This is a genomic window from Ruegeria sp. F5, assembly GCF_056533845.1.
Genome location: NZ_JBQFOU010000006.1, coordinates 21844 through 46176, shown reverse-complemented (window position 1 = coordinate 46176; position 24333 = coordinate 21844). Strand labels below are relative to the sequence as shown.

Annotated in this window: 24 protein-coding genes; 10 read left to right on the top strand and 14 right to left on the bottom strand. The window is 62.8% G+C overall.

Annotation, left to right across the window (positions count from 1 at the left end):
* Positions 1 to 114 precede the first annotated feature (114 nt).
* From ACR0K1_RS10835 to ACR0K1_RS10810, 6 genes are all read right to left on the bottom strand, one after another.
* On the bottom strand, positions 115 to 894 hold the full coding sequence (locus ACR0K1_RS10835; protein ID WP_480614010.1) for an SDR family oxidoreductase: 780 nt from the start codon (positions 892 to 894) through the stop codon (positions 115 to 117).
* 21 nt (positions 895 to 915) lie between these two features.
* A complete protein-coding gene (locus tag ACR0K1_RS10830; protein ID WP_480614009.1) occupies positions 916 to 1878 on the bottom strand; it encodes a calcium/sodium antiporter in 963 nt (320 codons plus the stop codon).
* Positions 1875 to 2045, bottom strand: coding sequence for a hypothetical protein (locus ACR0K1_RS10825; RefSeq protein ID WP_480614007.1), 171 nt, complete (start codon positions 2043 to 2045; stop codon positions 1875 to 1877). The genes ACR0K1_RS10830 and ACR0K1_RS10825 overlap by 4 nt, the downstream gene beginning before the upstream one ends.
* Before the next feature lies 1 nt (position 2046).
* On the bottom strand, positions 2047 to 2844 hold the full coding sequence (locus ACR0K1_RS10820) for a S49 family peptidase (protein WP_480850587.1): 798 nt from the start codon (positions 2842 to 2844) through the stop codon (positions 2047 to 2049).
* 114 nt (positions 2845 to 2958) lie between these two features.
* On the bottom strand, positions 2959 to 3720 hold the full coding sequence (locus ACR0K1_RS10815) for an ABC transporter permease (RefSeq protein WP_480850585.1): 762 nt from the start codon (positions 3718 to 3720) through the stop codon (positions 2959 to 2961).
* Positions 3717 to 4646, bottom strand: coding sequence for an ABC transporter ATP-binding protein (locus ACR0K1_RS10810; RefSeq protein ID WP_480850583.1), 930 nt, complete (start codon positions 4644 to 4646; stop codon positions 3717 to 3719). The genes ACR0K1_RS10815 and ACR0K1_RS10810 overlap by 4 nt, the downstream gene beginning before the upstream one ends.
* A 193-nt stretch (positions 4647 to 4839) precedes the next feature.
* Here ACR0K1_RS10810 and ACR0K1_RS10805 point away from each other — a divergent pair, with 193 nt between their 5' ends.
* Positions 4840 to 5928, top strand: coding sequence for a CaiB/BaiF CoA transferase family protein (locus ACR0K1_RS10805; protein WP_480850581.1), 1089 nt, complete (start codon positions 4840 to 4842; stop codon positions 5926 to 5928).
* 80 nt (positions 5929 to 6008) lie between these two features.
* Here the strand turns inward: ACR0K1_RS10805 and hemE are convergent, their stop codons facing one another.
* Positions 6009 to 7043, bottom strand: coding sequence for a uroporphyrinogen decarboxylase (gene hemE, locus ACR0K1_RS10800; protein WP_480850579.1), 1035 nt, complete (start codon positions 7041 to 7043; stop codon positions 6009 to 6011).
* A 106-nt stretch (positions 7044 to 7149) separates the two neighbouring features.
* On the opposite strand from hemE, the gene hemC reads away from it, so the two are divergent.
* A complete protein-coding gene (gene hemC, locus ACR0K1_RS10795; RefSeq protein WP_480850577.1) occupies positions 7150 to 8112 on the top strand; it encodes a hydroxymethylbilane synthase in 963 nt (320 codons plus the stop codon).
* Positions 8113 to 8331: 219 nt separating this feature from the next.
* Here hemC and ACR0K1_RS10790 read toward each other — a convergent pair whose 3' ends face one another.
* The 7 genes from ACR0K1_RS10790 to ACR0K1_RS10760 form a co-directional block, all read right to left on the bottom strand.
* Positions 8332 to 9609 carry an aspartate aminotransferase family protein gene (locus tag ACR0K1_RS10790; RefSeq protein WP_480613993.1) on the bottom strand — a complete coding sequence of 426 codons (1278 nt, stop codon included), beginning with the start codon at positions 9607 to 9609 and terminating at the stop codon, positions 8332 to 8334.
* Position 9610: 1 nt separating this feature from the next.
* Positions 9611 to 10714, bottom strand: coding sequence for a mandelate racemase/muconate lactonizing enzyme family protein (locus ACR0K1_RS10785; protein ID WP_480850574.1), 1104 nt, complete (start codon positions 10712 to 10714; stop codon positions 9611 to 9613).
* 109 nt (positions 10715 to 10823) lie between these two features.
* Complete coding sequence (locus tag ACR0K1_RS10780) at positions 10824 to 11939, bottom strand: mandelate racemase/muconate lactonizing enzyme family protein (protein WP_480613989.1); 1116 nt, start codon at positions 11937 to 11939, stop codon at positions 10824 to 10826.
* Positions 11939 to 13042 carry a mandelate racemase/muconate lactonizing enzyme family protein gene (locus ACR0K1_RS10775; RefSeq protein ID WP_480613987.1) on the bottom strand — a complete coding sequence of 368 codons (1104 nt, stop codon included), beginning with the start codon at positions 13040 to 13042 and terminating at the stop codon, positions 11939 to 11941. The genes ACR0K1_RS10780 and ACR0K1_RS10775 overlap by 1 nt, the downstream gene beginning before the upstream one ends.
* Positions 13039 to 13614: a dimethylsulfonioproprionate lyase family protein gene (locus ACR0K1_RS10770; protein WP_480613985.1), complete on the bottom strand. Its 576-nt coding sequence runs from the start codon at positions 13612 to 13614 to the stop codon at positions 13039 to 13041. Before ACR0K1_RS10770 ends, ACR0K1_RS10775 begins: the two co-directional genes overlap by 4 nt.
* The gene (locus ACR0K1_RS10765; RefSeq protein WP_480850571.1) at positions 13611 to 14693 is read right to left on the bottom strand and encodes an alcohol dehydrogenase family protein; all 1083 of its coding nucleotides are present in this window, start codon (positions 14691 to 14693) and stop codon (positions 13611 to 13613) included. The genes ACR0K1_RS10770 and ACR0K1_RS10765 overlap by 4 nt, the downstream gene beginning before the upstream one ends.
* Entirely contained in the window at positions 14693 to 17146 is a 2454-nt protein-coding gene (locus ACR0K1_RS10760; protein WP_480850570.1) for an FAD-dependent oxidoreductase, read from the bottom strand. Before ACR0K1_RS10760 ends, ACR0K1_RS10765 begins: the two co-directional genes overlap by 1 nt.
* Before the next feature lie 68 nt (positions 17147 to 17214).
* Between ACR0K1_RS10760 and ACR0K1_RS10755 the strand changes: the two genes are divergently transcribed.
* The 8 genes from ACR0K1_RS10755 (at position 17215) to ACR0K1_RS10720 (ending at position 24323) form a co-directional block, all read left to right on the top strand.
* Positions 17215 to 18102, top strand: a complete 888-nt coding sequence (locus ACR0K1_RS10755) for a MurR/RpiR family transcriptional regulator (protein ID WP_480613980.1) — start codon at positions 17215 to 17217, stop codon at positions 18100 to 18102.
* Entirely contained in the window at positions 18099 to 19190 is a 1092-nt protein-coding gene (locus tag ACR0K1_RS10750; protein WP_480613978.1) for an aromatic ring-hydroxylating oxygenase subunit alpha, read from the top strand. The genes ACR0K1_RS10755 and ACR0K1_RS10750 overlap by 4 nt, the downstream gene beginning before the upstream one ends.
* A gap of 13 nt (positions 19191 to 19203) precedes the next feature.
* Positions 19204 to 20037 (top strand): aspartate racemase/maleate isomerase family protein, encoded by an 834-nt coding sequence (locus ACR0K1_RS10745; RefSeq protein ID WP_480613976.1) that lies wholly within the window; start codon positions 19204 to 19206, stop codon positions 20035 to 20037.
* Positions 20038 to 20041: 4 nt separating this feature from the next.
* Positions 20042 to 20782 (top strand): sulfotransferase-like domain-containing protein, encoded by a 741-nt coding sequence (locus ACR0K1_RS10740; protein ID WP_480613974.1) that lies wholly within the window; start codon positions 20042 to 20044, stop codon positions 20780 to 20782.
* Between the two features lie 17 nt (positions 20783 to 20799).
* Positions 20800 to 21192, top strand: a complete 393-nt coding sequence (locus tag ACR0K1_RS10735) for a carboxymuconolactone decarboxylase family protein (RefSeq protein ID WP_480613972.1) — start codon at positions 20800 to 20802, stop codon at positions 21190 to 21192.
* 167 nt (positions 21193 to 21359) lie between these two features.
* A complete protein-coding gene (locus tag ACR0K1_RS10730) occupies positions 21360 to 22070 on the top strand; it encodes a DUF4129 domain-containing protein (RefSeq protein ID WP_480613971.1) in 711 nt (236 codons plus the stop codon).
* Positions 22067 to 23377 carry a hypothetical protein gene (locus ACR0K1_RS10725; protein ID WP_480850566.1) on the top strand — a complete coding sequence of 437 codons (1311 nt, stop codon included), beginning with the start codon at positions 22067 to 22069 and terminating at the stop codon, positions 23375 to 23377. Before ACR0K1_RS10730 ends, ACR0K1_RS10725 begins: the two co-directional genes overlap by 4 nt.
* On the top strand, positions 23367 to 24323 hold the full coding sequence (locus ACR0K1_RS10720) for an AAA family ATPase (RefSeq protein WP_480850564.1): 957 nt from the start codon (positions 23367 to 23369) through the stop codon (positions 24321 to 24323). Before ACR0K1_RS10725 ends, ACR0K1_RS10720 begins: the two co-directional genes overlap by 11 nt.
* Positions 24324 to 24333 lie beyond the last annotated feature (10 nt).

Genomic DNA, 24333 nt, shown 5'->3' with positions numbered 1-24333 from the left:
ATTGATTTTTATGGAAATTTATTTGTGCACAAGGCAAGTGTATGAAAAACAATACAATTTTGTAACGCGCATGTAACGGGATTGAGAGCGGTGTAAAACTTGCGGCGAATATGTCTATTCTACGCCCAGAACGTCCGGCGTCTGCCATGCCAGATGCTGCCCGCCATCGACGCATAGCAACTGCCCCGTGACAGCCTGCGCATCCAGAAAATACCCCAGCGCGGCGGTGATATCGGATGGGTTCGCGCCACGCTCCAGAACCGTATTTGCCCGCTGGGCGGCGAAGTGCTCGGCGCTCTGCCGGTGGCCCTGCAGGGTGGGGCCCGGTCCGATGGCGTTGACGCGGATGGCCGGGGTCAGTGCCTGCGCCGCGGTGCGTGTCAGCGCCCACAGGCCCATCTTGGCAATGGTATAGGTCATGAACTCGGGCGTCAGCTTGCGCACCCGCATATCGACCATGTTGACGATCAGGCCGGTGGCGACCGGTTCGCCATTGGCATCGGTGTCCGGCTTCAATCCTTGCGCGGCCATGGCCTGTGTCAGAACAAAGGGCGCGCGCAGGTTGCTGTCCATATGCCGGTCCCAGCTTTCGCGCGTTGCGGTGCGGATCGTGTCATATTCGAAGATCGAGGCATTGTTCACCAGACAGGTGATCGGCCCGCCCAGCGCCTCGGCGGCGCGGGGCAGCAGGGATGTGACCTGCGCCTCGTCCAGCAGATCGGCCTGCAGGGCGACCGCCTGACGGCCCAGCGTGCGAATGTCTGATACGGTGTCCTGCGCCGGTTGTTCCGAGGATGCGTAGTGCACGGCCACGTCATAACCGCGACCCGCCAGATACTCGGCCATGGCCCGGCCCAGACGAATTCCGGCACCGGTCACTAAAGCTCGGGTCATGGATCACCTCTTTCCGTCAGATCACACCAGCAGGGTGGTGACATAAAGCGCATAAAGGAAAGTCAATGCCAGACCCCAGCCACGCGTGATATCCTGCTTGTAAAACACGAAGGGGATCAGCAGCAGCGAGGCACCCAGCATCACCCACAGGTCGAAATACAGGAATTCCGGGTCGACCGGGATATTGCCGAACCATGTCGCGATGCCGACAATGGCCAGCAGGTTGAACATGTTCGACCCGATCACATTGCCCAGCGCCACATCCGCCTGACGGCGCAGCGCGGCCATCATCGTGGTCGCAAGCTCGGGCAGAGATGTTCCGACCGCGATCAGGGTCAGACCGATCACCGTTTCACTGACCCCATAGGTGCGCGCGATGACGGTGGCATTGTCCACCAGCAGATGCGCCCCCATCGGCAAGCCGACCAGCCCCAGGATCAGATAGATCGACACCTTCCAATAGGGCATGTCGGGGTCGGCCTCTTCCAGACCGTCCAGTTCCTCATCATCGGCGCAGGCTTCGCCGCAGGCGGCGCGATGGCGTTTCGCCTCGCGAAAGGCATTGCCCAGCACCAACGCCAGCGCCGCCAGCAGGATGGCCCCGCTGATCAGGTTGAAGACCCCGCAGAAAGCCAGACCGATGAACAAAACGGTCGCCAGCAGCATGAACACATAGTTCCTGCGGCTGTCACACTCGCTGGTATGCAGCGTGGCCAGCAATGCGGGCAGGCCCAGCACCAGCAGGATATTGGCCGTGTTCGACCCGACCACGTTCCCCAGCGCGATGCCCGGAGCGTTTTCCTTGAGCGCGCTGATGGCGATCAGAAGCTCGGGCGCCGAGGTACCGAAGGCCACGATGGTCAGACTGACGATCAGCGCCGGAACCCCCAGCCGCAGACTCAGGTTCACCGCACCGCGTACCAGCGCGTCGCCTGCCAGCAGCAGGATCACCAGACCCAGACCGGATAACAGCCATGCCGTCATGTCCGGTCTCCTTTTTCGCAGGCGCAGGGGCCCTTGCCGATCCGGAACCGCCCGCAGCGGGGGCATTTGGCGGAACTCAGCTTCTTCTGTCCCGGAAAGCGCAGCTTGCCGAACATGGCCAGAACGCCCATGGCGATCAGAAACAGGGTGACGGCTTTGATGATCACGTCACAAACCGAAACGCGCGTAGGCCGCCCGCTCCTCTAACCCGGCGATGGCGTCCTGCGCCACCGAGGCCCCCAGCCGCGACCAGAGGGGTTTGCGCAGCCCGTAGCGGCGGAATTTGACCTTATCTCCGAACCGCTCCTGCATCATGGGTTTCAGATGCGCGATGCCGTCGATCAGGCCGAGTTCCTGCGCCCGCCGGGCCAGCCATATTTCGCCGGTGAACAGGTCCGCGGTCTGGTCCAGCTTGTCGCCGCGCCGTGCTTTGACATGGGCAATGAAATTCTCGTGGATATCGCCCAGCAGGCCCTGCAGGCGCGCCACGTCCTCTTCCTTTTCCGGCGAAAACGGGTCGAGCATGGATTTCGATTTGCCCGCCGTATGCACCCGCCGTTCGAATCCCTGCCGCGCCAGAAAGATATGCGCGCCGAACCCGGCCGAGATCACGCCGATGGACCCCAGAACCGAACTTTCGTCGGCGAAAATCTCATCCGCCGCCGCAGCCAGCCAGTAGCCGCCCGACGCCGCGACATCCTCGACGAAGGCAATGACGGGAATATCCAGTTCGTCGGCCAGCCGCCGGATACGCGCACCGATCAGCGAGCTTTGAACGGGCGAGCCGCCGGGCGAGTTGACCTCGAGCGCGACGGCCACGGGCTTGCCCTTGCGAAACGCTTTTTCAAGGACCGGAGCCAGCGCCAGCTCGTTCATCGACCCGCGACCAGACATTCCGATCGCGCCGGACAGGCGCACGACGGCCACAACGGGTTGCTTTTTGACAAATGGCAGGCTGAGTTTCATGGATGCCCATGTAGAGTGCGCCCAACCGGTAAACAAGATATCCGCGAACCGTTAAACCCGACGTGACCCAATTTCCCGAACCTGATCGGCAAAAATGCAACGCCGGTTCCGTGCCTAGTTGCGGATGCGCCAGCCGGTTTTGAAGATCCACCAGATCACGCCCAGGCACAGCCCGGTAAAGGCCAGAATGGCCAGCAGGCTGAGCACAATCGGCACGTCCGCCAGCCCGTAGAACGACCACCTGAACCCCGAAATCAGATAGACCACCGGGTTGAACAAGGTGATGGTCTGCCACAGCGGCGGCAGCATCGAGATCGAATAGAACGTGCCCCCCAGAAAGATCAGCGGCGTCACCACCAGCTGCGGCACAAGCGACATCTGTTCGAAATTCGTGGCCCAGATGCCGATGATGAACCCCAGCAGCGAAAAGCTGAGGCAGGACAGGATCAGAAACGCCGCCATCGCAAACGGGTGTTCGATCCGGATGTCCACAAAGAAGGTGGCGGTGATCAGGATCACCAGACCGACAAACAGCGATTTCGTCGCCGCCGCCCCCACATATCCGATCACGATCTCGATGAAATTCACCGGGGCCGAGAGCAATTCGTAGACCGAGCCCAGAAACTTGGGAAAGTAGATCGCGAACGAGGCGTTCGAGATCGACAGCATCACAACCGACAGCATGATCAGCCCCGGCACGATGAAGGCGCCATAGCTGACCCCTTCAACCTCTTGTATCCGGCTGCCGATCGCAGTGCCGAAGACCACGAAGTAAAGCGAGGTCGACAGCACCGGCGACAGAAAGCTCTGCGCCAGCGTGCGGAAGAAGCGGGCCATCTCGAACCGGTAGATGGCGGAAACGGCGGACCAGTTCATGCAGCCTCTCCCGATACCAGAGTGACAAAAATCTCCTCAAGACTGGACTGCCGCGTCTGCACGTCGCGCAGCACCAGCCCGGCCCTGGCAACGTCGTTCAGCAGGGTGGTGATGCCGGTGCGGTCCGCATGGGTATCATAAGTATAGACCAGCGCATCGCCATTGCCGTTCAGGGTCAGTTTGTGCTCGGCCAGACTACCAGGGATTTCCGCGATGGGCTCGGTCAGCATAACCTCGATCTGCTTCTGGCCCATCTGCGCCATCAAGGTGTCCTTGTCCTGCACCAGCAGCAACTCACCCTTGTCGATCACACCCACGCGGTCGGCGATGGCCTCGGCCTCTTCGATGTAATGGGTGGTCAGAATGATGGTGACACCGGACCGTTTCAGCTCGGCCACGATTTCCCACATGTCCTTGCGCAGCTCGACATCCACCCCGGCAGTGGGTTCATCCAGAAACAGCACGCGCGGCTCATGCGCCAGCGCCTTGGCGATCAGCACCCGCCGCTTCATCCCGCCGGACAGTTCCTTGATGGCGTTCCTGCGTTTGTCCCACAGGGACAGCTTGCGCAGAATCTCTTCGATCCGAGCATCGTCCCGGCCATAGCCGAACAGCCCGCGCGACAGCCGCACCGTGTTCCAAACCTTCTCGAACGGCTCCAGCGCAATCTCCTGCGGCACCAGCCCGATCATCCGGCGCGCCGCGCGGAATTCGGCCTGGATGTCATGGCCGCCCACGGTCACGCTTCCCGAGCTCGGCGTGGTAATGCCGCAGATGGTTGAGATCAGTGTGGTCTTGCCCGCGCCATTTGGTCCCAAAAGAGCAAGAATCTCGCCTTCTTCAATATCCAGCGACACGCCCTTCAGCGCCTCAAATCCGTCCGCGTAAGATTTCCGCAGGTCCTTGATGGACAAAATCGTGGTCATGCATGTTCCCCGTTCTGGCCATGGACCCTATCGCGCAGTTTGCGGACGGAACAGGGCAATTCCGCACAGAAGGGTGCGCATTTTAGCGCCGGATCAATCGGGGCGAGGTCGCGGACCCGCAACCACAGGTCCGGATTCTCCAAGCTTGCAATCCGTCCTCTCACCCGAAAAGTTACATGCGACGGAGGGACATATGCTGAACGGATTGCGCATCATCGAAATCGAAGGGCTCGGCCCCGGCCCGTTTGCCGCCATGATGCTGGCCGATCTGGGCGCTGACGTGATCACCATCCACCGCAAAGCAGACACAACAGCCCCCGGCACGCCCGAACGATCCGTTCTGGACCGCGGAAAACGCTCCATTGCGCTGGACCTCAAAGACCCAGACGACCTGAACACCGCCAAACGCCTGATCGCCACCGGCGATGCGCTGATCGAAGGGTTCCGCCCCGGCGTGATGGAAAAACTGGGCCTCGGCCCCAAGGTCTGCCACGCGCTGAACCCAAAACTGGTCTATGGCCGGATGACCGGCTGGGGTCAGACCAGCCCGCTTTCAGGCACCGCCGGGCATGACCTGAACTACATCGCCCTGTCCGGCGCGCTGTGGTACGGCTCACCCCCCGGCCAGCCGCCGCAGACGCCCGCCACGCTGGTCGGCGATATCGGCGGCGGCGCGATGTATCTGGTCGCTGGCATTCTGGCCGGGCTGCTCAACGCGCAAAGAACCGGTCAGGGCACCATCGTCGACGCGGCGATCTATGACGGCTCCGCCCATATGATGAACCTGCTGATGAGCCTGCGCCAATCCGGCAACCTGAGCGACTTGCGCGGCCAAAGCCTGCTCGACGGCCCGCATTGGAGCCGCACTTACACCTGCGCCGACGGGGAATTCATCACCGTCCAATGCCTGGAACCCAAATTCTATACCGAATTCCTGCAAATCATGGGCCTGTCGGAGGACACCGATTTCCAACAGCAATACGACCGCGCCCGCTGGCCAGCCCTGACCCGGCGCCTGACAGAAATCTTTGCCCGACACCCCCGCGACCACTGGGCGGACCTGTTCCATGGATCAGACGCCTGCGTCGCCCCGGTCCTCAGCCCCGAACAGGCCCAGGCACATCCGATGAACGCAGCCCGAAACACATGGGTAGAGCCCGACGGCACCCTGCAAGCCGCCGCCGCCCCCCGCTTCTCAACCTACAATTGGAACCAAAAACCCAGCCCGACCCGCGGCGAACACACTGAAGAAATCCTCGCCGACCTCTCCAAAAGCGACTGATCTGCCCTTCATCTTGCCAAAAATATCCCGGGGGATGAATTGGCCGCAGGCCAAGAAGGGGGCTGGCCCCCTTCCTTTACCTACCGCCCGCGCACCGTATCGATCATCAACTGCACGTTCTCCGGGTCTGCATCCGGGGTGATCCCATGCCCCAGATTGAAGATATGCGGCCCCTTGGAAAACGCCTCGACAATCCGGCGCGTCTCATCCACCAACGCCTGCCCTCCTGTCACCATATGAGACGAGGCCAGATTGCCCTGCACACAGCCATCCACCTGCACATGCTCAGCCGCCCAGTCCGGTAACACCGAGTTGTCCAGCGCCACGCAATCCACGCCTGTGGCCTTGGCAAAGCCGACATAGCCCTCACCCGCTTCGCGCGGGAAGCCGATCACCGGAATACCCGGATGACGCGCCTTGATCGCCTGCGTGATCACCCGGCAGGGCTCAACCGCATATTTCCGAAACGCCTCGCCTTTCAGCGAGCCCGCCCAGCTGTCGAAGATCTTTACCACTTCCGCCCCGGCCTCGATCTGGGCCGAGAGATACTCGATCGTCGCCAGGGTAATCCGGTCCAGCAGCGCCTCGAACAAAGCGTTGTTTTCCTCGCGCAGCGCATGCGCCGGACCCTGATCCGGAGTGCCGCGCCCGGCGATCATATAGGTCGCTACCGTCCAGGGCGCGCCCGCAAAGCCGATCAACGTGGTCTCGGACGGCAACTCCCGCGACAGGATGCGGACCGTCTCGTAGACGGGCGACAGGGTCTCGTGGATGTCCTCGACCGGTTTCAGCGCATCGAAATCCGCCTGCTGCGTGATGGTCGACAGGCGCGGGCCTTCGCCGGTGACAAACCACAGATCCGCCCCCAGCGCCTGCGGCACCAGCAGGATATCGGCAAACAGAATCGCCGCATCGAACCCGTAGCGGCGGATCGGCTGCAACGTGACCTCGGCGGCCAGTTCGGGATTGTAGCACAAAGACAGGAAGTCCCCCGCCTGCGCACGGGTGGCGCGGTATTCGGGCAGATACCGCCCGGCCTGACGCATCATCCAGATCGGCGGCACGTCCTGCACCTCGCCCGCCAGCGCCCGCAGCAGTTTCTTTGTCTCGGCCATCTCTGTCCCCAATCATCCGGTTTCCGCCACCGGTCGTGCCTCAGTGGCAATTTGTCAAGCTCTGCCCCCATTGTCAGGGCAAAGTGACGCGACTAAAGCTGTGCGTATGACTTTGACCCTGCCCACCCCCGTATCGCCGCTGAAGATCGGCACCCGTGGTTCGCCTCTGGCACTGGCCCAGGCCTATGAGACGCGCCAGAGGCTGCGCGACGCGTTCGACCTGCCGGAAGACGCGTTCGAGATTGTGGTGATCAAGACCACCGGCGACAACCGCGCCATGATCGAAGCCGACCGCCCGTTGAAAGAGATCGGCAACAAGGGGCTCTTTACCAAGGAAATCGAAGAGGCAATGCTGCGGGCCGACATCGACATCGCCGTGCATTCCACCAAGGACATGCCCGTCGAACAGCCCGAGGGTCTGGTGCTGGACACGTTCCTGCCACGCGAGGATGTGCGCGATGCGTTCATCTCGCCCAGGCTCAGCTCGATCCACGAACTGCCGCAGGGCGCGGTTGTGGGCACCTCCTCCCTGCGCCGCCGGGCGCAATTGCTGAACCGGCGGCCCGACCTGCAGGTGGTCGAGTTTCGCGGCAATGTGCAGACCCGGCTGAAAAAGCTGGCCGATGGCGTGGCCGATTGCACCTTTCTGGCCATGGCGGGCATCCGGCGCCTGAACATGGCCGAGGTCCCGGCCACGGCAATTTCGACCGACGACATGCTGCCCGCCATCGCACAAGGAACCATCGGCATCGAACGCCGCAGCGACGACAGCCGCGCCGCCGGGATGCTCGAGGCGATCCACCATACCGAGACCAGCCAGCGTCTGGCCGCCGAACGTGCGCTGTTACAGGCGCTGGACGGGTCCTGCGAAACGCCCATCGCCGGATTGGCGGAACTGCAGGATGGCCAGTTGCGTCTGCGCGGCGAAGTGCTGCGCCCCAATGGCGCCGAAGCGATTGCCGACGACACCACCGGCGCGGTCAGCGATGGCGCGGAAATGGGCCGTGCAATGGCGGAAACCCTGCTGAAACAAGCGGGTCCCGGGTTCTTTGACTGGAAAAACACGTAAAAGTTTAGCCTGTGTGAACTGCTTCACAGTCGCGCGGCCCTTCTTCCCGCACTATAAGGGCATACCAGTTGTTAAGTCGGGTCAGCCTCGAAAGTATCGAAAAGTTTCAGATTGTTGGTGGTTATTTCAGTATTCGAGGGGGCGAGGCTGACCCCCGACTTCAATAGGTAGCGGGTCGCTGTTGTTTGCAACAGCGGCCCGTTTGATTTGGGGCGCGCCTCAGACCCGGCCAATCGCCTCGACCGCGCGCTGGACGGCGGCTTTTGTCTGCTCCAGATCGGCCTCGGTCACGGCCATCGACGGGTAGAGCTTGCCGGGGGCCTTGAACACGCCATTGGCCCTGAGCGCGGCGTTGTAGACAGTATTGCGCTGCGGATCATCGTGTTTGGCACTGCGGTAATCGCGGCAGGCGTTTTCGGTGAAATAGATGTCGAACAGCGTCTCATCCCCGCAGATGCGGTGCGGAATACCGGCTTGGGTCAGCGCGTCGGATTGCATGTCCTGCAGGCGCTTTCCGATGCCGCGCAGATGCTCATAGGCCCCGTCCCGGCGCAGGATTTCCATCGTTTTCAGACCCGCGACCGAGGCCACGGGGTTGCCGGACAGGGTGCCCAGCTGCATCAGCCAGCCCTCCTCGCCCACTTGCGACTTGTCGAAATGCTTCATGATTTCAGCACTCGCGCCCAGCGCGGCCAGAGGGAACCCCCCGCCGGTGATCTTGCCCAGCGTACAGATATCCGGGGTCACGCCATATCGTTCCTGCGCACCGCCATAGGTCAGACGGAAACCGGTGACGATCTCATCGAAGATCAGCAGCACGTTATGCTTGTAGCACAGATCGCGCAGCCCCTGCAGGTAGCCGGGCTGGGGCGGTATAATCCGCTGCAACGGCTCGACCATGATCGCGGCGATATCGTCATGCTCGGTCAGCAGGGTGGCGACCGCCTCAAGATCGTTGAAAGGCGCGATCAGCATCTGGTCGGCCACACCCTGCGGGATACCGGCACTGTCGGGCACGGCTTGCGGAAAATTGACCTCGCGGCTGGGGGCAAGGCTCATCTGCGCTTCGGCGCTCATCCCATGATAGCCGCCTTCGAATTTCAGGATTTTGTCACGGCCTGTGTAGGCCCGGGCCAGACGGAGCGCATACATATCCGCCTCACCGCCCGAGGCGACAAAGCGGATTTGTTCGCAGCAGGGCACGGCGTCGATAATGGCCTCGGCCAGTTCGACGCCCTTGCTGTTATTGGCGAAGAAGGTCATGCCTTTGGGCAGCTGTTCCAGCACCGCCTCCATCACCTCGGGGTGGCCGTGACCCAGCAGCATCGGGCCCGAGCCGATCAGATAGTCGATATATTCATTGCCATCTTCATCCCAGACCCGGCTGCCCTGGCCGCGGGCGATCAGGATACCGGGGTCGAAATTGCCAAATCCCCCGGCGGGCAGAACCTCATTCGCGCGGGCGATCCATTCGGATTGCGTGTTGATCTTCAGCATCTCAGACGATCTCCAGTATCGGGGAACCAAGAATTTCGGGGTCGGGGGTTACACCTAAGCCCGGACCGTCGGGCGGTGCAATCCTGCCGTTTTCGCGGTCGGGTGCATCGGGGCAGAGGCGCGGGGCCACGTAAGAGGACAGATCGCAGGTGTTCAGCAGCGATCCATGCGGGGTCGAGGCCGCGAAATGCAGCGAGGCGGCGGTGACGATATCCGAGCCCCACGTGCATTCGGCGCAGATCTCGGCCCCCAGATGCACGGTCAAATCGCGCGCCCGGCGCATTGCCGACAGCCCGCCGAACTTGGACAGTTTCAGCGCCACCGCATCCATGCAGCCCAGTTCGTGGGCGCGCAGCAGGGATGCCAGATCGTGGGCGTTTTCGTCGATCTTCATCGGCAAGCCGGTCGCCTGACGAACAGCGGCGCAGTCTTCCAGCGTCTTGCAGGGCTGTTCCAGCATCACGTCCAGATGTGCGACAGCGCGCCCGGTTCGGGTGGCCTGCAGCCGCGATGCGCCGCAGTTCCAGTCACCATAGACGATGGGCCCCGGCCCTACGGCCTCGCGCACTTTGATCAGGCGTTCGGCATCGGCCTGCCAGTCGGCCTCGACCCCCAGCTTGACCTGAAACTGGCGGATACCGGTCTGATAAGCCACTTTGGCGATCCGCGCCATCTCATCCGGCGCGATGCAGGTGATCGAGTGATAGAGCGGCATGTCCTTGCGCGTGCGCCCGCCCAGCAGGGCATAGAGCGGCTGGCCCGTGGCCTGTCCGAACAGGTCCCAGAGCGCGATATCTACAATCGACTTGGCATAGCGGTGGCCTTGCAGAACCCCGTCGAGCTTGCGCATGGGCGCGTCGGCCCCGAAGGGGGTGATGCCGAGGATTTCCGGCCCCATCTCGGTGATTGCGGCAGGCACACCATCGGCATAGGCGGGCAGGTAGTGCGGGATCAGGCAGACCTCGCCCCAGCCTTTCAGGCCGGTATCGGTTTCCAGGCACAGGATATGGGTTTTGACCGTTGCGCAGGTTTTGCCGTCGGCCATGTGGTAGGTTTCGTGGCTGGTCAGGTTGACGGACCAGAGGGTGAGCTTGGTGATCTTCATGCGGGCCGTCCTGTGGGGTGTGGCGTGGCGCTGTCAGAGGGGCCAGCCCCTCTCTTGGCCTGCGGCCAATTCACGCCCCGGGATATTTTTGGACAGATGAAGCAGGGGATCATCGCGGGGCCTCGTAGGTTGCGATTGTGGGGCCGAGGGTGTCTTCGTCGGGGTGGACGCCGAGGCCCGGGGTTTCGGGCAGGTGCAGGTGGCCGTCGATGTTGCGGGGGCCGCGCCCGCCGGCGATATCGACAGCGATCATATCCTGACAGGCCCAGACGGCGTGGCAATTGTCATCGGGGATAGTGGCGGCCAGATGCAGCGCCTCGGTATCGGCCAGGACCGAGCCGCCGGTGGCCATCACGAACATATCGATTCCGTGGGCCAGCGCGATATCGCGCATGCGGGCGGCTTTGGTCAGGCCGCCGACGCGGTTGAGTTTGATCCCGAACACCTCGGCCAGCCCATCGCGGGCGATGCGGGCGGCGTCCTGCAGGGTGACGAGGCTTTCATCTACTGATACGGGCGAAGCATGGCGGGGGGCGATGGCGGCGATGTCGTCCAGCGTTTCGCAGGGCTGTTCGAACATCACGTTCAGGTCTTCGCAGGCTGTCATCACCCGCAGGGCCTGTTGCCGGGTCCAGCCTCGGTTGACGTCATAAAGCACGATCTCGCCGGGGCGGCGGATGCTTTCCACGTCGCGGACCCGGGCGATATCGCGTTCGACATCGCCGCCGATCTTGACCGAATGGGCCACGTAGCCGCGGTTGCGGTAGCGGTCCATTACGGCGCGGGTTTCTTCGGCTGTCTTGGCCCCGACAGACGAGGCAATCGGGCGCGGTGTGCGGGACCCGCCGCCCATCAGGTCGGCGATCGGCAGGCCCGCCGCCTGCCCCGCGATGTCCCAGCAGGCCATATCAATAGGGCTTTTGGCATAGAGGTGGCCGGGCAAGGCGGTGTCCATGGTCCGTTCCACCTCCAGCACTTTGCGGGGGTCGAGGCCGAGGAGGAACGGGGCCATGGTTTCGATCCCTGCACGAATGCCGGGGCCGTGAGCGGGAACATAGGTGTGACCCCACGGCGTGCCCTCGCCCCAGCCGGTCAGGCCGCTATCGGTTTCGATTTTCACCAGCGTCGCATCCAGCGTTTCGAATTTCAGGCGACCGCCCGACAGCCAATAGGGGTGTTCCAGCGGCAGGTCGACCTGATAGACGGTGATGGTTTTGATCTTCATCAGGCGTACTCCGCCACGGGCGCGCCGAGGCTTTCGAAATCCGGTGTCACGCCCAGTCCTGGCGTATCCGGGGCATAAAGCTTGCCATCCCGCGACATCGGACCGCCGATTCCGGTGGATCGGCTGTTGTAGTTCATCAGATCGGTGGTGTTTTGCAGATAGTCTTCGGGTGTTGAGGCGGCAAAATGGGCGACGACCGAGGTCGTGATCTCGCCGCCCCATGTGTCTTCGCTGACGACGGGGATGCGGTTGTCGATCAGATAGTCCCGCACCCGCCGCGCCTTGCTGAGCCCACCGAGGTTTGAGAGTTTCAGGCAGCAGATTTCGGCCCCGCGATCCGCGACAATCCGCTGGGCCATATGCAGGCCCGTCAGGCATTCGTCCAGCTTCATCGGCTGTTCGGCGACGCGGCGGACCTGTTGACATTCCTCATAGCTGCGGCAGGGCTGTTCGAGGATATAGTCCAGATCGCGCGTCGCCCGCGCCACCCGGATCGCATTGTCCACGCGCCAGCCCTGATTGGCATCCGCCATCGCCTTTTCGCCCGGTTGCAGCAGCGGCACGGTGGCGCGGATGCGGTCGATATCACTGGCCCAGTCGCCGCCCACCTTGATCTGAAACTGGCGATAGCCCTGATCGCGATAGGCGTTCATCTCGGCCACTGTTTCCTCGACCGTTTTTTGCGGCGCGACCCGGTACATCGGCGCGCCATCGGTCAGCTTGCCGCCCAGCAGCATCCAGACCGGCTGGTCGCAGGCCTGTCCCAGAATGTCCCAACAGGCGGCATCGAAGGGGGCCTTGGCGTATCCGTGCCCCTGCACCAGATGGTCCATCAGCTGCTCGATCCGGGCTACCTGACGCGGGTCTTCGCCCAGCAGTTTCGGCGCGACCAGACGCGCCAGCGCTGCCACGCCTTCGGAATGGGCGACCATGTAGCTTTCACCGCAGGGCGTGAATTCGCCGCATCCCTGCAGCCCGGCATCGGTGTCGATGACCACAACCGAGGCGGTGGCGGTTTCAATCGCATTGCCCGCGCCCCAGACATAGGCCCCACCCACATAGGGCAGCGCGGTCTTGTAGATGCGGATGCGGGTGATTTTCATGCGGCGTCCATCCGGGGCAGATCGGCCATGCCTTCACCGCGCCACAGTACGAAGGTCAGGATGGGCTCGTCGGGCGTGATCATGGCGTGGCTCTGCCAGCTGCCATGTTGGCGGGTCTGGTTCGGGCCGATATAGGCGTCGTTTCCATCGACCCGGAACAGAGCGCCACCGGCCAGGGTCAGGTACAGTTCCTCCGCCTGATGGCTGTGCCAGTCATAGGTCAGGCCCGCGCCCCAATAGGCCACGTAGCCCCGCAACTGGGTGCTGTGGAAATGGCCGGTCGGGCCGAAGAGTTCGTAGTAGCCATAGCGGTTCAGGAAATCGGCTCCGACCTCGGCCTCGGTATAGGTGTGTTTCCAATGGGCCAGATGTGCGGTTGCGCGGATCGCGTCGGTTAGCGGATTCGTTGGCGCGTCGCTGGTGGGGATCTCTTGCACCAGAGGAACGGCAGGGACCGCGTTTGGGTGCAATTCGGTCGGGGTCAGGTCATCGGGCCACGGCCCAAAAGCCGACAGATCGGGATGGGCCTGATGCACCTGCCGGGCGGCTTCCAGAACATCGTCCAGCGTCATGGTACCACCACGATATTGCCGGTGTGCTGTTTGGCGATGAAAGCCGCCTGGGCGTCGCGCAACTCCTCCAGCGGATAGGTCGCGGCGAGGGCGGGTTTGATCTCACCCGCTTCGATATACGTGACGAGGTTGCGCATGACCTGCGGGGCGATCACGGTTGATCCGGTAAAGGTCAGGTCACGCAGGTAGAAAGTACGCAGGTCGAACTCGACCATTGGGCCTGCAATCGCGCCCGAGCAGGTATAACGCCCGCCGCGTTCCAGACAGTCGATGAGGTTCGGCCAATAGGGGCCGCCGACCACATCCGCGACCACGGTGATCTTCTCGCTGCCCAGCGCGGCGCGCAGATTTTCGGGCGCGCGCGGCAGGATCATGTCCGGCCCCAGTTCGGCCACGTCGGCATGTTTCGCCTCGGACGCCAGGGCGATCACACGCGCGCCGCGCCGTTTCGCCAATTGCACTAACGCGCCGCCGACGCCGCCCGAGGCTCCGGGTACCAGAACGGTGTCTTCCTCGGTGACATTGGCGCGGGTCAGCATGCCTTCGGCGGTGGAGTAAGAGCAGGAAAACGTTGCCAGTTCTGCATCCGACAGGTCTGAGGTGATCGGCACCGCATTCACCGCCAGTGTCGTGGCGTATTCGGCAAACCCGCCGTCCCGTTCCGAGCCGAAATAGCCGGTCTTGTCCATGTTGCCGGGGTCCTCGGGGTCGCGCAGCCAGCCATCGGTGATGACGCGCTGACCGATCCGCGCGGGATCGACCCCGTCGCCCACGGCCACGATCTGCCCGCAGATATCGGCCCCCTGAATGCGAGGAAATGTGATCGGTGCGCCGCCCCAGGTGGGGTCGTCCTGCCCGACCTCGTCAAACGCGCCGCCGGTGGTCGCATCGGTGACGGTTTTCGAATACCAGCCCGAGCGCGTGTTGACGTCAGTGTTGTTCAGGCCGCAGGCCGCGACCTTGATCAGCACCTCGCCGGGGGCCGGATCGGGGCGCGGCCAGCCTTCGTGCAGCACCATCTGTTCCAGACCGCCATGGCCCATCGTGACCATGGCTTTCATTGTATCGAGCAGTTTCATCATGCAGTCTCCATCACGGCATCGGTGCGGGGCAGCAGGCTTTGCGGATCATAGGCCGGTTCCCCCAGCACGCGCGCCGCGCGGGGGGTGCCGTGGATTACCACCTGCAACTCCGTCCCTGGCCTGGCGGCCTCGGGCTTGATATAGGCAAAGGCGAGGATCTTGCCGACCGTGTGCCCATAGGCCACCGAGGCGGTCGAGCCCACAACGCGCCCGTCCAGCATGACGGCCTCGCCGCCATGGCCGTCGATCTCTCCGTCCGGTTCGATTTCCAGATAGGCGCAGACCCAGGGCAGGTCGGTGTTCAGGGTCTTGTCCCCGCCCAGATAGTCCTTGTCGGTGCGGGCAAAGCGCAGCACATCCGCCTCGGCCAGTGTGACCTCATTTGTCAATTCGCCCGCGCCTTTGAAGCCCTTCTCCATCCGCATCACGTTCATGGCAAAGCTGCCGTAGTCGGCGATGCCATGCACCTCACCCGCCGCCCATAGCGCGGTGTAGACGTCGAGACAGGCGGCGTTGGGCATGTGCAATTCCCAGCCCAACTCGCCCGCATAGGACATGCGGAAGGCCCAGACCTTGTGGCCCGCGATAGTGACTTCCTGCGCCGAGAGCCAGCGGAACCCGGCATTGGTCAGATCGGCATCGGTGCAGCGCGCCAACACGTCCCGCGACCGGGGGCCGTTCAGCGACAGGGCCGACCAATCGGCGGACAGGGCGGTGATCTGCACATCCTCACCCGCACGCTGCTGCGCCAGATGATCCAGCAACCGCTGTTCGAAGAAGGCCGCGCAGACCAGATAGAAGCGGTCATCGGCCATGCGGACGATAGTTGTTTCCAGTTCGATCCGGCCGCGGCGGTTCAGCATATGGGTCAGCGTGATCGAGCCCACCTTCTGCGGCATCCGGTTGGCGGTCAGCCGATCCAGCAGTGCGTAGGCATCCGGGCCCGAAACCTCGACCTTGGTAAAGGCGGTCACATCCATGATGCCGACACGCTCGCGCACCGCTTTGACCTCAGCCGCGACCATGTCGTCGGCGGGCGTGCGGCGGAAGGAGTAGTGGTCGCGCTGCTCGACGCCATCGCGGGCGAACCAGCGCGGGCGCTCGAATCCATAAACCTCCTCATGCACTGCACCCTTGGATTTCAGCAACTCATAGAGAGGCGACGGTTTGATCGGACGCCCTTCCAGACGGTTGAAATGCGGAAAGGGGATTTCGTGGCGTAGGCAGTAATCTTCCTCGGCCTTGATCACCTGCCAATCCTTGGTGGCATAGCTACCGAACCGGCGCGGGTCGAACTCGCGCATCGAGATATCGGCAGCCCCATGCACCATCCAGCGCGCCAGCTCGCGCGTCAGACCCGGCCCCCAGCCAATGCCGATCTGCGTGCCACAGCAGCACCAGTAGTTGCGCACCCCCGGCGCAGGCCCGATCAGAGGGTTGCCATCCGGCGGGTGCGAAATCGCCCCATGCACATCCCGCTGAATGCCCAGCTCGGCAAAGATCGGCATCCGGTTCAGGCTTTCCTCAAGCCATGGCATCACCCGGTCGTAATCCGCATCGAACAGCCAGTTCTCGTATTCCCACGGGCAATGATCATGCCAGACCGAATTCGGGTTTTCCTTCTCGTAAATCCCGATCAGCCCGCGCTGCTGCTCCATCCGGATATAGCCCGAGACCTTACGGTCATCGCGGATCACCGGCAGTTCGGTGTCCAGGTTCTGGAACTCGGGCACCGGTTCGGTCACGAAATAGTGGTGCGTCATCGAGGTCATCGGCAATTGCAACCCGGACCATTCGCCCATCTGACGGGCATAGGTGCCGCCTGCATTCACCACATGCTCGCAGGTGATTGTTCCTTGCTCTGTCTCGACCACCCACTCGCCGTTCTCGGCCTGCGTGATGTTTGTGGCGCGGCAGTTGCGGAAGATGCGCACGCCCTTCTGACGCGCACCCGCGGCCATCGCCATGGTCACGTTGGTCGGATCGACATGACCGTCATCCGGCGTATGCAGCGCGCCCAACACGCCTTCCAGATTGTAGAACAGGTGCAGTTCCGCCACCTTTTCCGGCCCGACCAGTTCGATGTTGAAGCCCAGCGACCGGCCCACCGACAGGGTGTGGCGCAGCCAGTCCATCTCATCCTCGGTATAGGCCAGACGGAACGAGCCGCAGCCATGCCATGTGACGGGCTGGCCCGTCTCGGCCTCCAACGCACCGGAGTAAAGCCCGATGTTGTAATCCACACATTTGCCCAGCCCGAAGCTCGAGGTCGAATGGGTGATCTGCCCCGCCGCGTGCCAGGTGCTGCCACTGGTCAGCTCGGCCTTTTCCAGCAGGACGGTATCGTCGCCCCAGCCTTCATGCGCCAGATGATAGGCCAGACCGACCCCCATGACGCCGCCTCCAACGATGACCACGCGGGCGTGTGACGGCAATTTCTTCTCGGACATGACATTTCCTCTTCCCGAGTCGCTTTTCTGCTCGACAGGCTAATTCCACATTTGTACCATCGTCAATCATGAATGACACAAATGTATCATCAATCGTTCTCGACCGCCTGAGCGCGGAATGGGAGGCCCTGACGCCCGAGGCTCAGAAGGCCGCGCGGTATGTGCTGGAAAACCCAACGGATGTTGGGGTTTCGACCGTGCGCGAGATTGCCGAGGCCGCAAAGGTCAAGCCCAACACGTTTGTTCGCATGGCCCGGCAGGTAGGGTTCGAAGGCTATGAAGATTTCCGCGCCCCCTTCCGCGACGCGATTCGGCAGGGCACCGTGTCCTTTCCCGACCGCGCGCGGTGGTTGCAGGATATCGGCAAGTCCGGGGAACTGGGCGGGCTCTATGCCGATATGGTGGGCGCTGCGATCCGCAATATCGAGGAAACCTTTGCCGGGATCGATGCCGCAAGCCTGAAATCCGCAGCCGAGGATATCTGGACCTGCCGCCAGATTTTCACGCTGGGCGTCGGTGTCAACAACGCCAACGCGCGCAACTTCACCTATCTGGCCTCGACGGGGATGAAACAGTTCCACGCCATTCCCCGCCCCGGCTCAACCCCTGTCGACGATCTGGCCTGGGCCGATGAACAGGACGTGCTGATCGCCATCACCTGCCACCCCTACCGGACCGAGGTGATCGACGCGATAAAGCTGGCCCGCCAACAGGGGCTGACCGTGGTGGGCATTTCGGACAGCCCGGCCAGCCCGGTCATCCTGAACGCGCAGCACGGCTTTGTCGTGGCCGCCGACACGCCGCAATTCTTCCCCTCCTCCGTCTCGACCATCGCCTTGCTGGAAACGCTGCTGTCCTTCGTGATTGCCGTGTCCAGCGATGAGATCGTCGAGCGGGTGGAGCGGTTTCACCAACGCAGACACCAACTTGGCCTCTACGCGGAGGAGCCCGAATGAACGCCCCCCTGACCCACTCGCTGGACGCGCGCTATTACACCGACCCTGCGATATTCGAGCAGGAACTGCAGGGATTGCTGGCCCGAACCTGGCAGTTCGCGGGCCATGTGGCGCAGGTGCGGGAACCGGGTGATTATTTCGCCTTCGAGATCGCCGGTCAGAGCCTGTTTTGCATCCGCGGCCGCGACGGCGAAATCCGTACCTTCTATAACGTCTGCCAACACCGCGCCCATGAGATGGTGACGGGCGCAGGCAACACCCGCGTGGTCGTCTGCCCCTATCACGCCTGGACTTATGAGTTGTCCGGCCAGTTGCGCGCCGGGCCCAACATCAAATCCGTCCCCGGCTTTGACCGCAGTACCATCTGCCTGACCTCGGTGCGGACCGAGGTGTTCAACGGCTTCATCTTCGTTAATCTCGACGACACCGCCGCGCCGATGGACGAGTGGTATCCCGGCGTGCGTGAGGAAATCCGCGCCTTCGTTCCGCATATCGACGATCTGGAACCGCTGGAATGGGTCGAGATTCCCGAAAACTGCAACTGGAAGGTCAGTATCGAGAACTACTCGGAATGCTACCACTGCCCCACCAACCATCCGACCTTTGCCGAAGGCGTGGTCAAGCCCGAGACCTATGACATCCAACCCGACGCGGGCGGCGGCTATGTGCTGCGCCATACCACCGAGTGCCAAAGCCTCGACAAAATGACCTATCCCATCGACCTGTCGGTGCCGCATGCGGGGGATTATCAGTCGTGGTTCCTGTGGCCAATGTTCTCGTTCCAGTGCTACCCAGGCAATGTGCTGAACACCTATCACTGGCGCGCAAACGATGCCGACCACTGCACCGTCTGGCGCGGCTGGTATACCGAGGGCGGCTCGGAAAGCGCGGTAATCCGGCAGTTGGCGGTGCAGGACCGCGAAACCACGGTCGAGGAAGACATCCGTCTGGTCGAGAGCGTCCACCGCGGCCTGAAATCCCGCGGCTACCGCCCCGGCCCGCTGGTGCTGGACCCGGGCTGTGGCGTGATGTCGGAACACTCGATTGCCCGGTTGCAACAATGGATGCGCGAGGCGGTGGATCCTTGACCGGAGAATCCCCATGCTGATGCCCGAAGACTGGCGACCCGAACACAAGCTGTTCCCGCATCAGGTCGGCTTCACCTGTCCGCCCTTCGATTTTGACGCCGCCCCGTCGGATTTTCTGCGCATCTGCCCGGAAACGGTCGGCGTGCATGGCTGGATGCTGCATGTGCCGGACTATGTGCACGGGCTGGATCAGCGTAAACAGAATTTCGGCATGCTCGAGGATTTCGTGCATTGCATGTCGCGCAACGGGGTGGATGTGTGCGGTCAGGTCGGCTCGAACTGGGTTCATGCCTGCGGGCTGGGGGTTGAAGGCGTGCGGCAGCATTGCGCGGATCTGTCGGACAAGTATGGCACCCGGTTTCACATGGCGGGCTATGCCATGATCGAAGCGCTGCGCGAGATGAATGTGGAAAAGGTGGCGCTGAACGCTGCCTATCACTGGCCCGCATGGTGGCAGGGCACGGTCGGGTTTCTGCAGGAGGCCGGGTTCGATGTGCTTTATGCGGGCAATTTCCACGATCAGGGGTGGTTTGACAGTCAGGAGGATATCAACGCCTGCCGTTGGGTGTTCGACAGTGATCTGGCGATGAAGAGCTTTGAATATGTGGCCGAGCAGGCGCCGCAGGCGGATGCGATCCTGATCAACGGCATGTGCAATTTCCGCACCGGGCCGGATGGCCTGCCGCAGCGCCCGCTGCATCTGGCCGACCAGCTAGAGGCCGCCCTGGGCAAGCCGGTGATCGGCCATGACATCGCGCTTTACTGGCGTATTTTCAAATCGCTCGGCCTTGCGCCTGCAACAGCGCATGGCCGGTTGTTGAAACGGCTCCGGCACCAAGGAACCTGAGATCATGCACAAAATCCTCGCGCTGTGGGCCGTGCCCCGCTCGACCTCGACCGCCTTTGAATGGATGATGCGCCAGCGCGGCGATATGGAATGCCTGCACGAACCGTTTGGCGAGGCCTGGTATCAGGGCGAAGATCCGCTGTGGCACCGGTTTCAGCCGGGGGACGTGACGACACCGGGCCTGACGCTGGAGTCAGTCTGGGCCGACATTCAGGCGCGTGCGGAACGCGGTCCGGTTTTCATCAAGGATTTCCCCCATTACATCAACCACATGTGGGATGCGGAATTCCTGTCCCACTTCAACCACGCCTTCCTGATCCGCGATCCGGCCAAGACCATCACCTCGATGTACAAACGCTGGCCGGATTTTGCCGAAGGGGAGGTTGGTTTTCCGGAACAACGCGCCCTGTTCGATCTGCTGACGGCGTTGAACGGAACCCCGCCGCCGGTGATCGACAGCGACGATCTGCTGGAAGACCCGCATGGGATGACGCAAGAGTTTTGCGCGGCGGTGGGCATCCCGTTCCTTGAACATGCCCTGACATGGCAGGCGGGCGGCGACCCGTCGGCGCATAGCTGGTGGGATGGCGGGTCGTTCCATGCCAATCTGGCCAATTCGACCGGGCTTGCGCCCCAGCCCCGCTCGTATATCGATATCGGTGATGCACCGGATCGGGTCAGGCAGGTGCATCGCCGGATGAAACCGCATTATGATCACCTCTATCACCATCGCCTGACCTGCTGACGAACCGGAGACCTGACATGGCCGACACTTTCAACGAAGACCTTTTCCTGAAAGGGCTGGCGCAGCGCAAAGGCACGCTGGGGGCCGAATATGTGGAAAAGAACCTGGCCGCCGCCGATGAGTTCACCCGCCCGTTTCAGGAGGCGATGACCGCATGGTGCTGGGGCTTCGGCTGGGGGGACGAGGTGATCGACGCCAAGACGCGCTCGATGATGAACCTGTCCATGATCGGAGCTTTGGGAAAGATGCATGAGTGGGAGATTCACTGCCGGGGGGCCATCAACAACGGTGTTTCCCGCGAGGAAATCCGCGCCATCATCCACGTGATCGGGATCTATTGCGGCGTCCCGCAGGCGCTGGAGTGTTTCCGTGTGGCCCGGAAGGTGCTGGAGGCTGAAAACATGCTCTGAGGCCGGACACGCCCATCCGGACGGCATGGCAAATGGTCATCATATAGTCACATCAAAGCATGACGCTGGGGCACAGTGGCAAAGCTGCCGCACCGGTGTCTGACAATCCAAGCGTGATAAGGCGCGGGTTGTTGCATGCGGAAAGAGAGTGAACTAACGATACCGCGATGCGATTTCTTCTGGTCCTGATTTCCATTGTGCATATCTGCGCCGCTACTGTCGCCCGCGCGCAGGATTCAGCGCTTTCCCAGCCGGACCTCAGCGCATCCGGCGCCGCGTATCAAAAGGCCGTCCGGTATCGGGGCATTGACACGGATGTGGTCTATTTCGACCCGACCCAACCCGCCCCGCCGCTGGACACGGAGTTTACCCCGAAAAAGGACGACGCGCCTGAAACGGACCCGTCCGAGGGTGACAGCGAAGGCTTGATCGTGGCGGGCATTTCTGCGCTGGTTCTGGTTTTCATTTTCACCCTCGTCTATTTCGGCGCCGGGCGGGCCTCGGTATCGTTCCGCTCGGCCGGCGAGAATGCGCGGCGAAAGCCCGGTCAGTCGCCAGAGGATCAAATGCCGGACGCAAACAGGCTGCCGGACCTTGACGCCCTGCTCAGGTCAGGCAATCGCGACTTGGCTGTTGTGGGTCTTGCGCAGATGGCCCTGACCCGCTGCCTTGCCGCCAATGAGGTGCTGTTCAAACGCAGCTGGACCCATCGCGAGGCGCTGCGCAGCCTGCCCCAAAGCCTGTGGTACATGCCGGACCTGCGTGCGCTGGTGCTGGCGAGCGAGCGGGTGAATTTCGGCCATCGTTCGATCAGTCAGACGGATTTCGACGCGCTGGTCGCGCGCGTCCGCCCGATCCTGCGCGAGGTGCCCGCATGACGGATATCACCCTCTACGACACCGATGGCCGGATGCGGCTGGACTGGATCGTGATCGGCGTCGTCGTGGTGCTGTGCGCAGGCATCTTTCTTTACATCCTGGCCGGGCGGCAATACGCGCTGCGCGAATCCGCCAGCGGGTTTGACGGGCTGGATTACTGGCTGACCAGCGAAGGCCACGCCGCCCAAAGCTTTACCGGAGGGTGGCCTCTGGACCGCAGCACCATCGGGCTGCTGGTGCGACCGATCTACGACACCCATCCCGGCACCGACCGGACCCCGGCCAAGACCAAGGAAGACCTGCTGTTTCAGGCGGATGAGTTTGATCAGGACGTCGACGTCATCCGTGAACGGGCGCAAGCCGTACCCAGCCTTGTCATCCTGCCCAAGTGGCGCAGCGGCATGCGTCTGACCGGGTTCGGGCATCCGGTTCTGATTGCCCCGCGCGCTGATATTCAGGCCGTGCTGCATCAGGTGCTGGGGCCCGAGGTCGGGCGTGTCTCTTTTGTGCGGTCTCCGTTTCGGGAGTATGCGCTGAATTCAGACCGCGATCTGGTTGCGCGGATCTATGCGGCCCAGACCTTTGAGGGGCTCGGGTGCGAGCCCCTGTTGGGCCGGAACGGGGCAATGCTGCTGGGGCGGTGCCCCTTGCCGGGGGACGGCGAACAGGATCACGTCTATGTTCTGTCCGACCCCGATCTGCTGAACAATCACGGCCTGACCTTGGGCGACAACGCGTTTATCGCCGCGCAACTGCTGCCCGGTATTGCAGGGGATAAGCGGATCATCATCGACTACAGCGACCGGAACTGGCTGACAAAGCCGGAACAGGCGGTTCAGCGGGACCGCACTTGGGAGGACCTGAAACGCCTGTTCGAACCGCCGTTTCTGATCCTGTGGATCGGCGCGGGGCTGCTGCTGGCGCTGGCAATCTGGCGCGGTGGCCTGCGCAGCGGGCAGGTCGCGGACCTGCCGCTGGCGCAGGGAACCGGCAAGCGCCGGGCCAACCGGGTGCGCGCGCGGCTGATGCGGATGACGGATCAGGACGGGGCCATGCTGTCGGATTTCATCGACACCCGCCTGCGCGCCCGCGCGGCGCAGGTGTTTGGCGCAGGCCACAAAACCCAGACCTCGCCCGAGGTGGCCTATCTGAATTTCGTCCGGGCCCGAAAGCCCGACCTCGCGGCGCGGCTGGAGGATGTGATCGCAAAGATCCGCGCCCTGCCCGCGCATCTGGGGCCCAACGACGCGATACATTACGTAGACCAATTTGAATCGATATTGGAGCAGCTTGCCGATGACGCTTGATGACTTATTCGCCCATGCCGAGGCCATGCGGGCCGAGATCGGCAAGGTTGTTCAGGGCCAGCATGAGGTGATCGACCTTTTGCTGACCGCCCTGTTTGCCCGCGGCCATGTCCTGCTGGAAGGCCCGCCGGGAACCGCAAAGACCCTGCTGGCGCGCAGCTTTGCCGGCGCGCTGAACCTGGAATTCGGGCGCATCCAGTTCACCCCCGACCTGATGCCGGGCGACGTTCTGGGCACCTCGATCTACAACTTTCAGACCAGCGAGTTCGTTCTGACCAAAGGCCCGGTTTTCAGCCAGATTCTGCTGGCGGATGAGATCAACCGCGCCCCGCCGAAAACGCAGGCCGCTTTGCTGCAGGCGATGAACGAGCGGATGGTGACGATTGATGGCACCGACCATTCGCTGGGCTCGGAATTCATCGTTGTCGCGACCCAGAACCCGATCGAGCAGCAAGGCACCTATCCCCTGCCCGAGGCGCAGCTGGACCGGTTCCTGTTCAAGGTGAACCTGATCTTTCCGCCCGAAGAGGTCGAACTGTCGATCCTGCGCCAGCATGCAAGCCGGCCGCTGGATTTCCTGAGCGCGGTAGAGACGGTAAAACCCCTGCTGGACGCGCCCACCATGGCCGCGGCGCGCGGCCTGATCGACGGGATCGTGCTGGATGACGACATTCTAGCCTATATCCTGCGGCTGGTGCGCGCCACCCGCGAAAGTGCCGATATCGCCTTTGGCGCCTCGACCCGTGCGGCGGATGCCATCGCCGGGGCGGCCCGCGCGACAGCGGCGCTGAACGGGCGCGACTTTGCCATCCCCGATGACGTCAAGACCCTGATCATCCCCGCGCTGCAGCACCGGATCGTCCTGTCGCCTTCGGCCGAGATCGAAGGACGCGGCGCGCGGCAGGTTCTGGAAAACATCCTCAACCAGATCGAGGCCCCCCGCTGATCCGGCCATC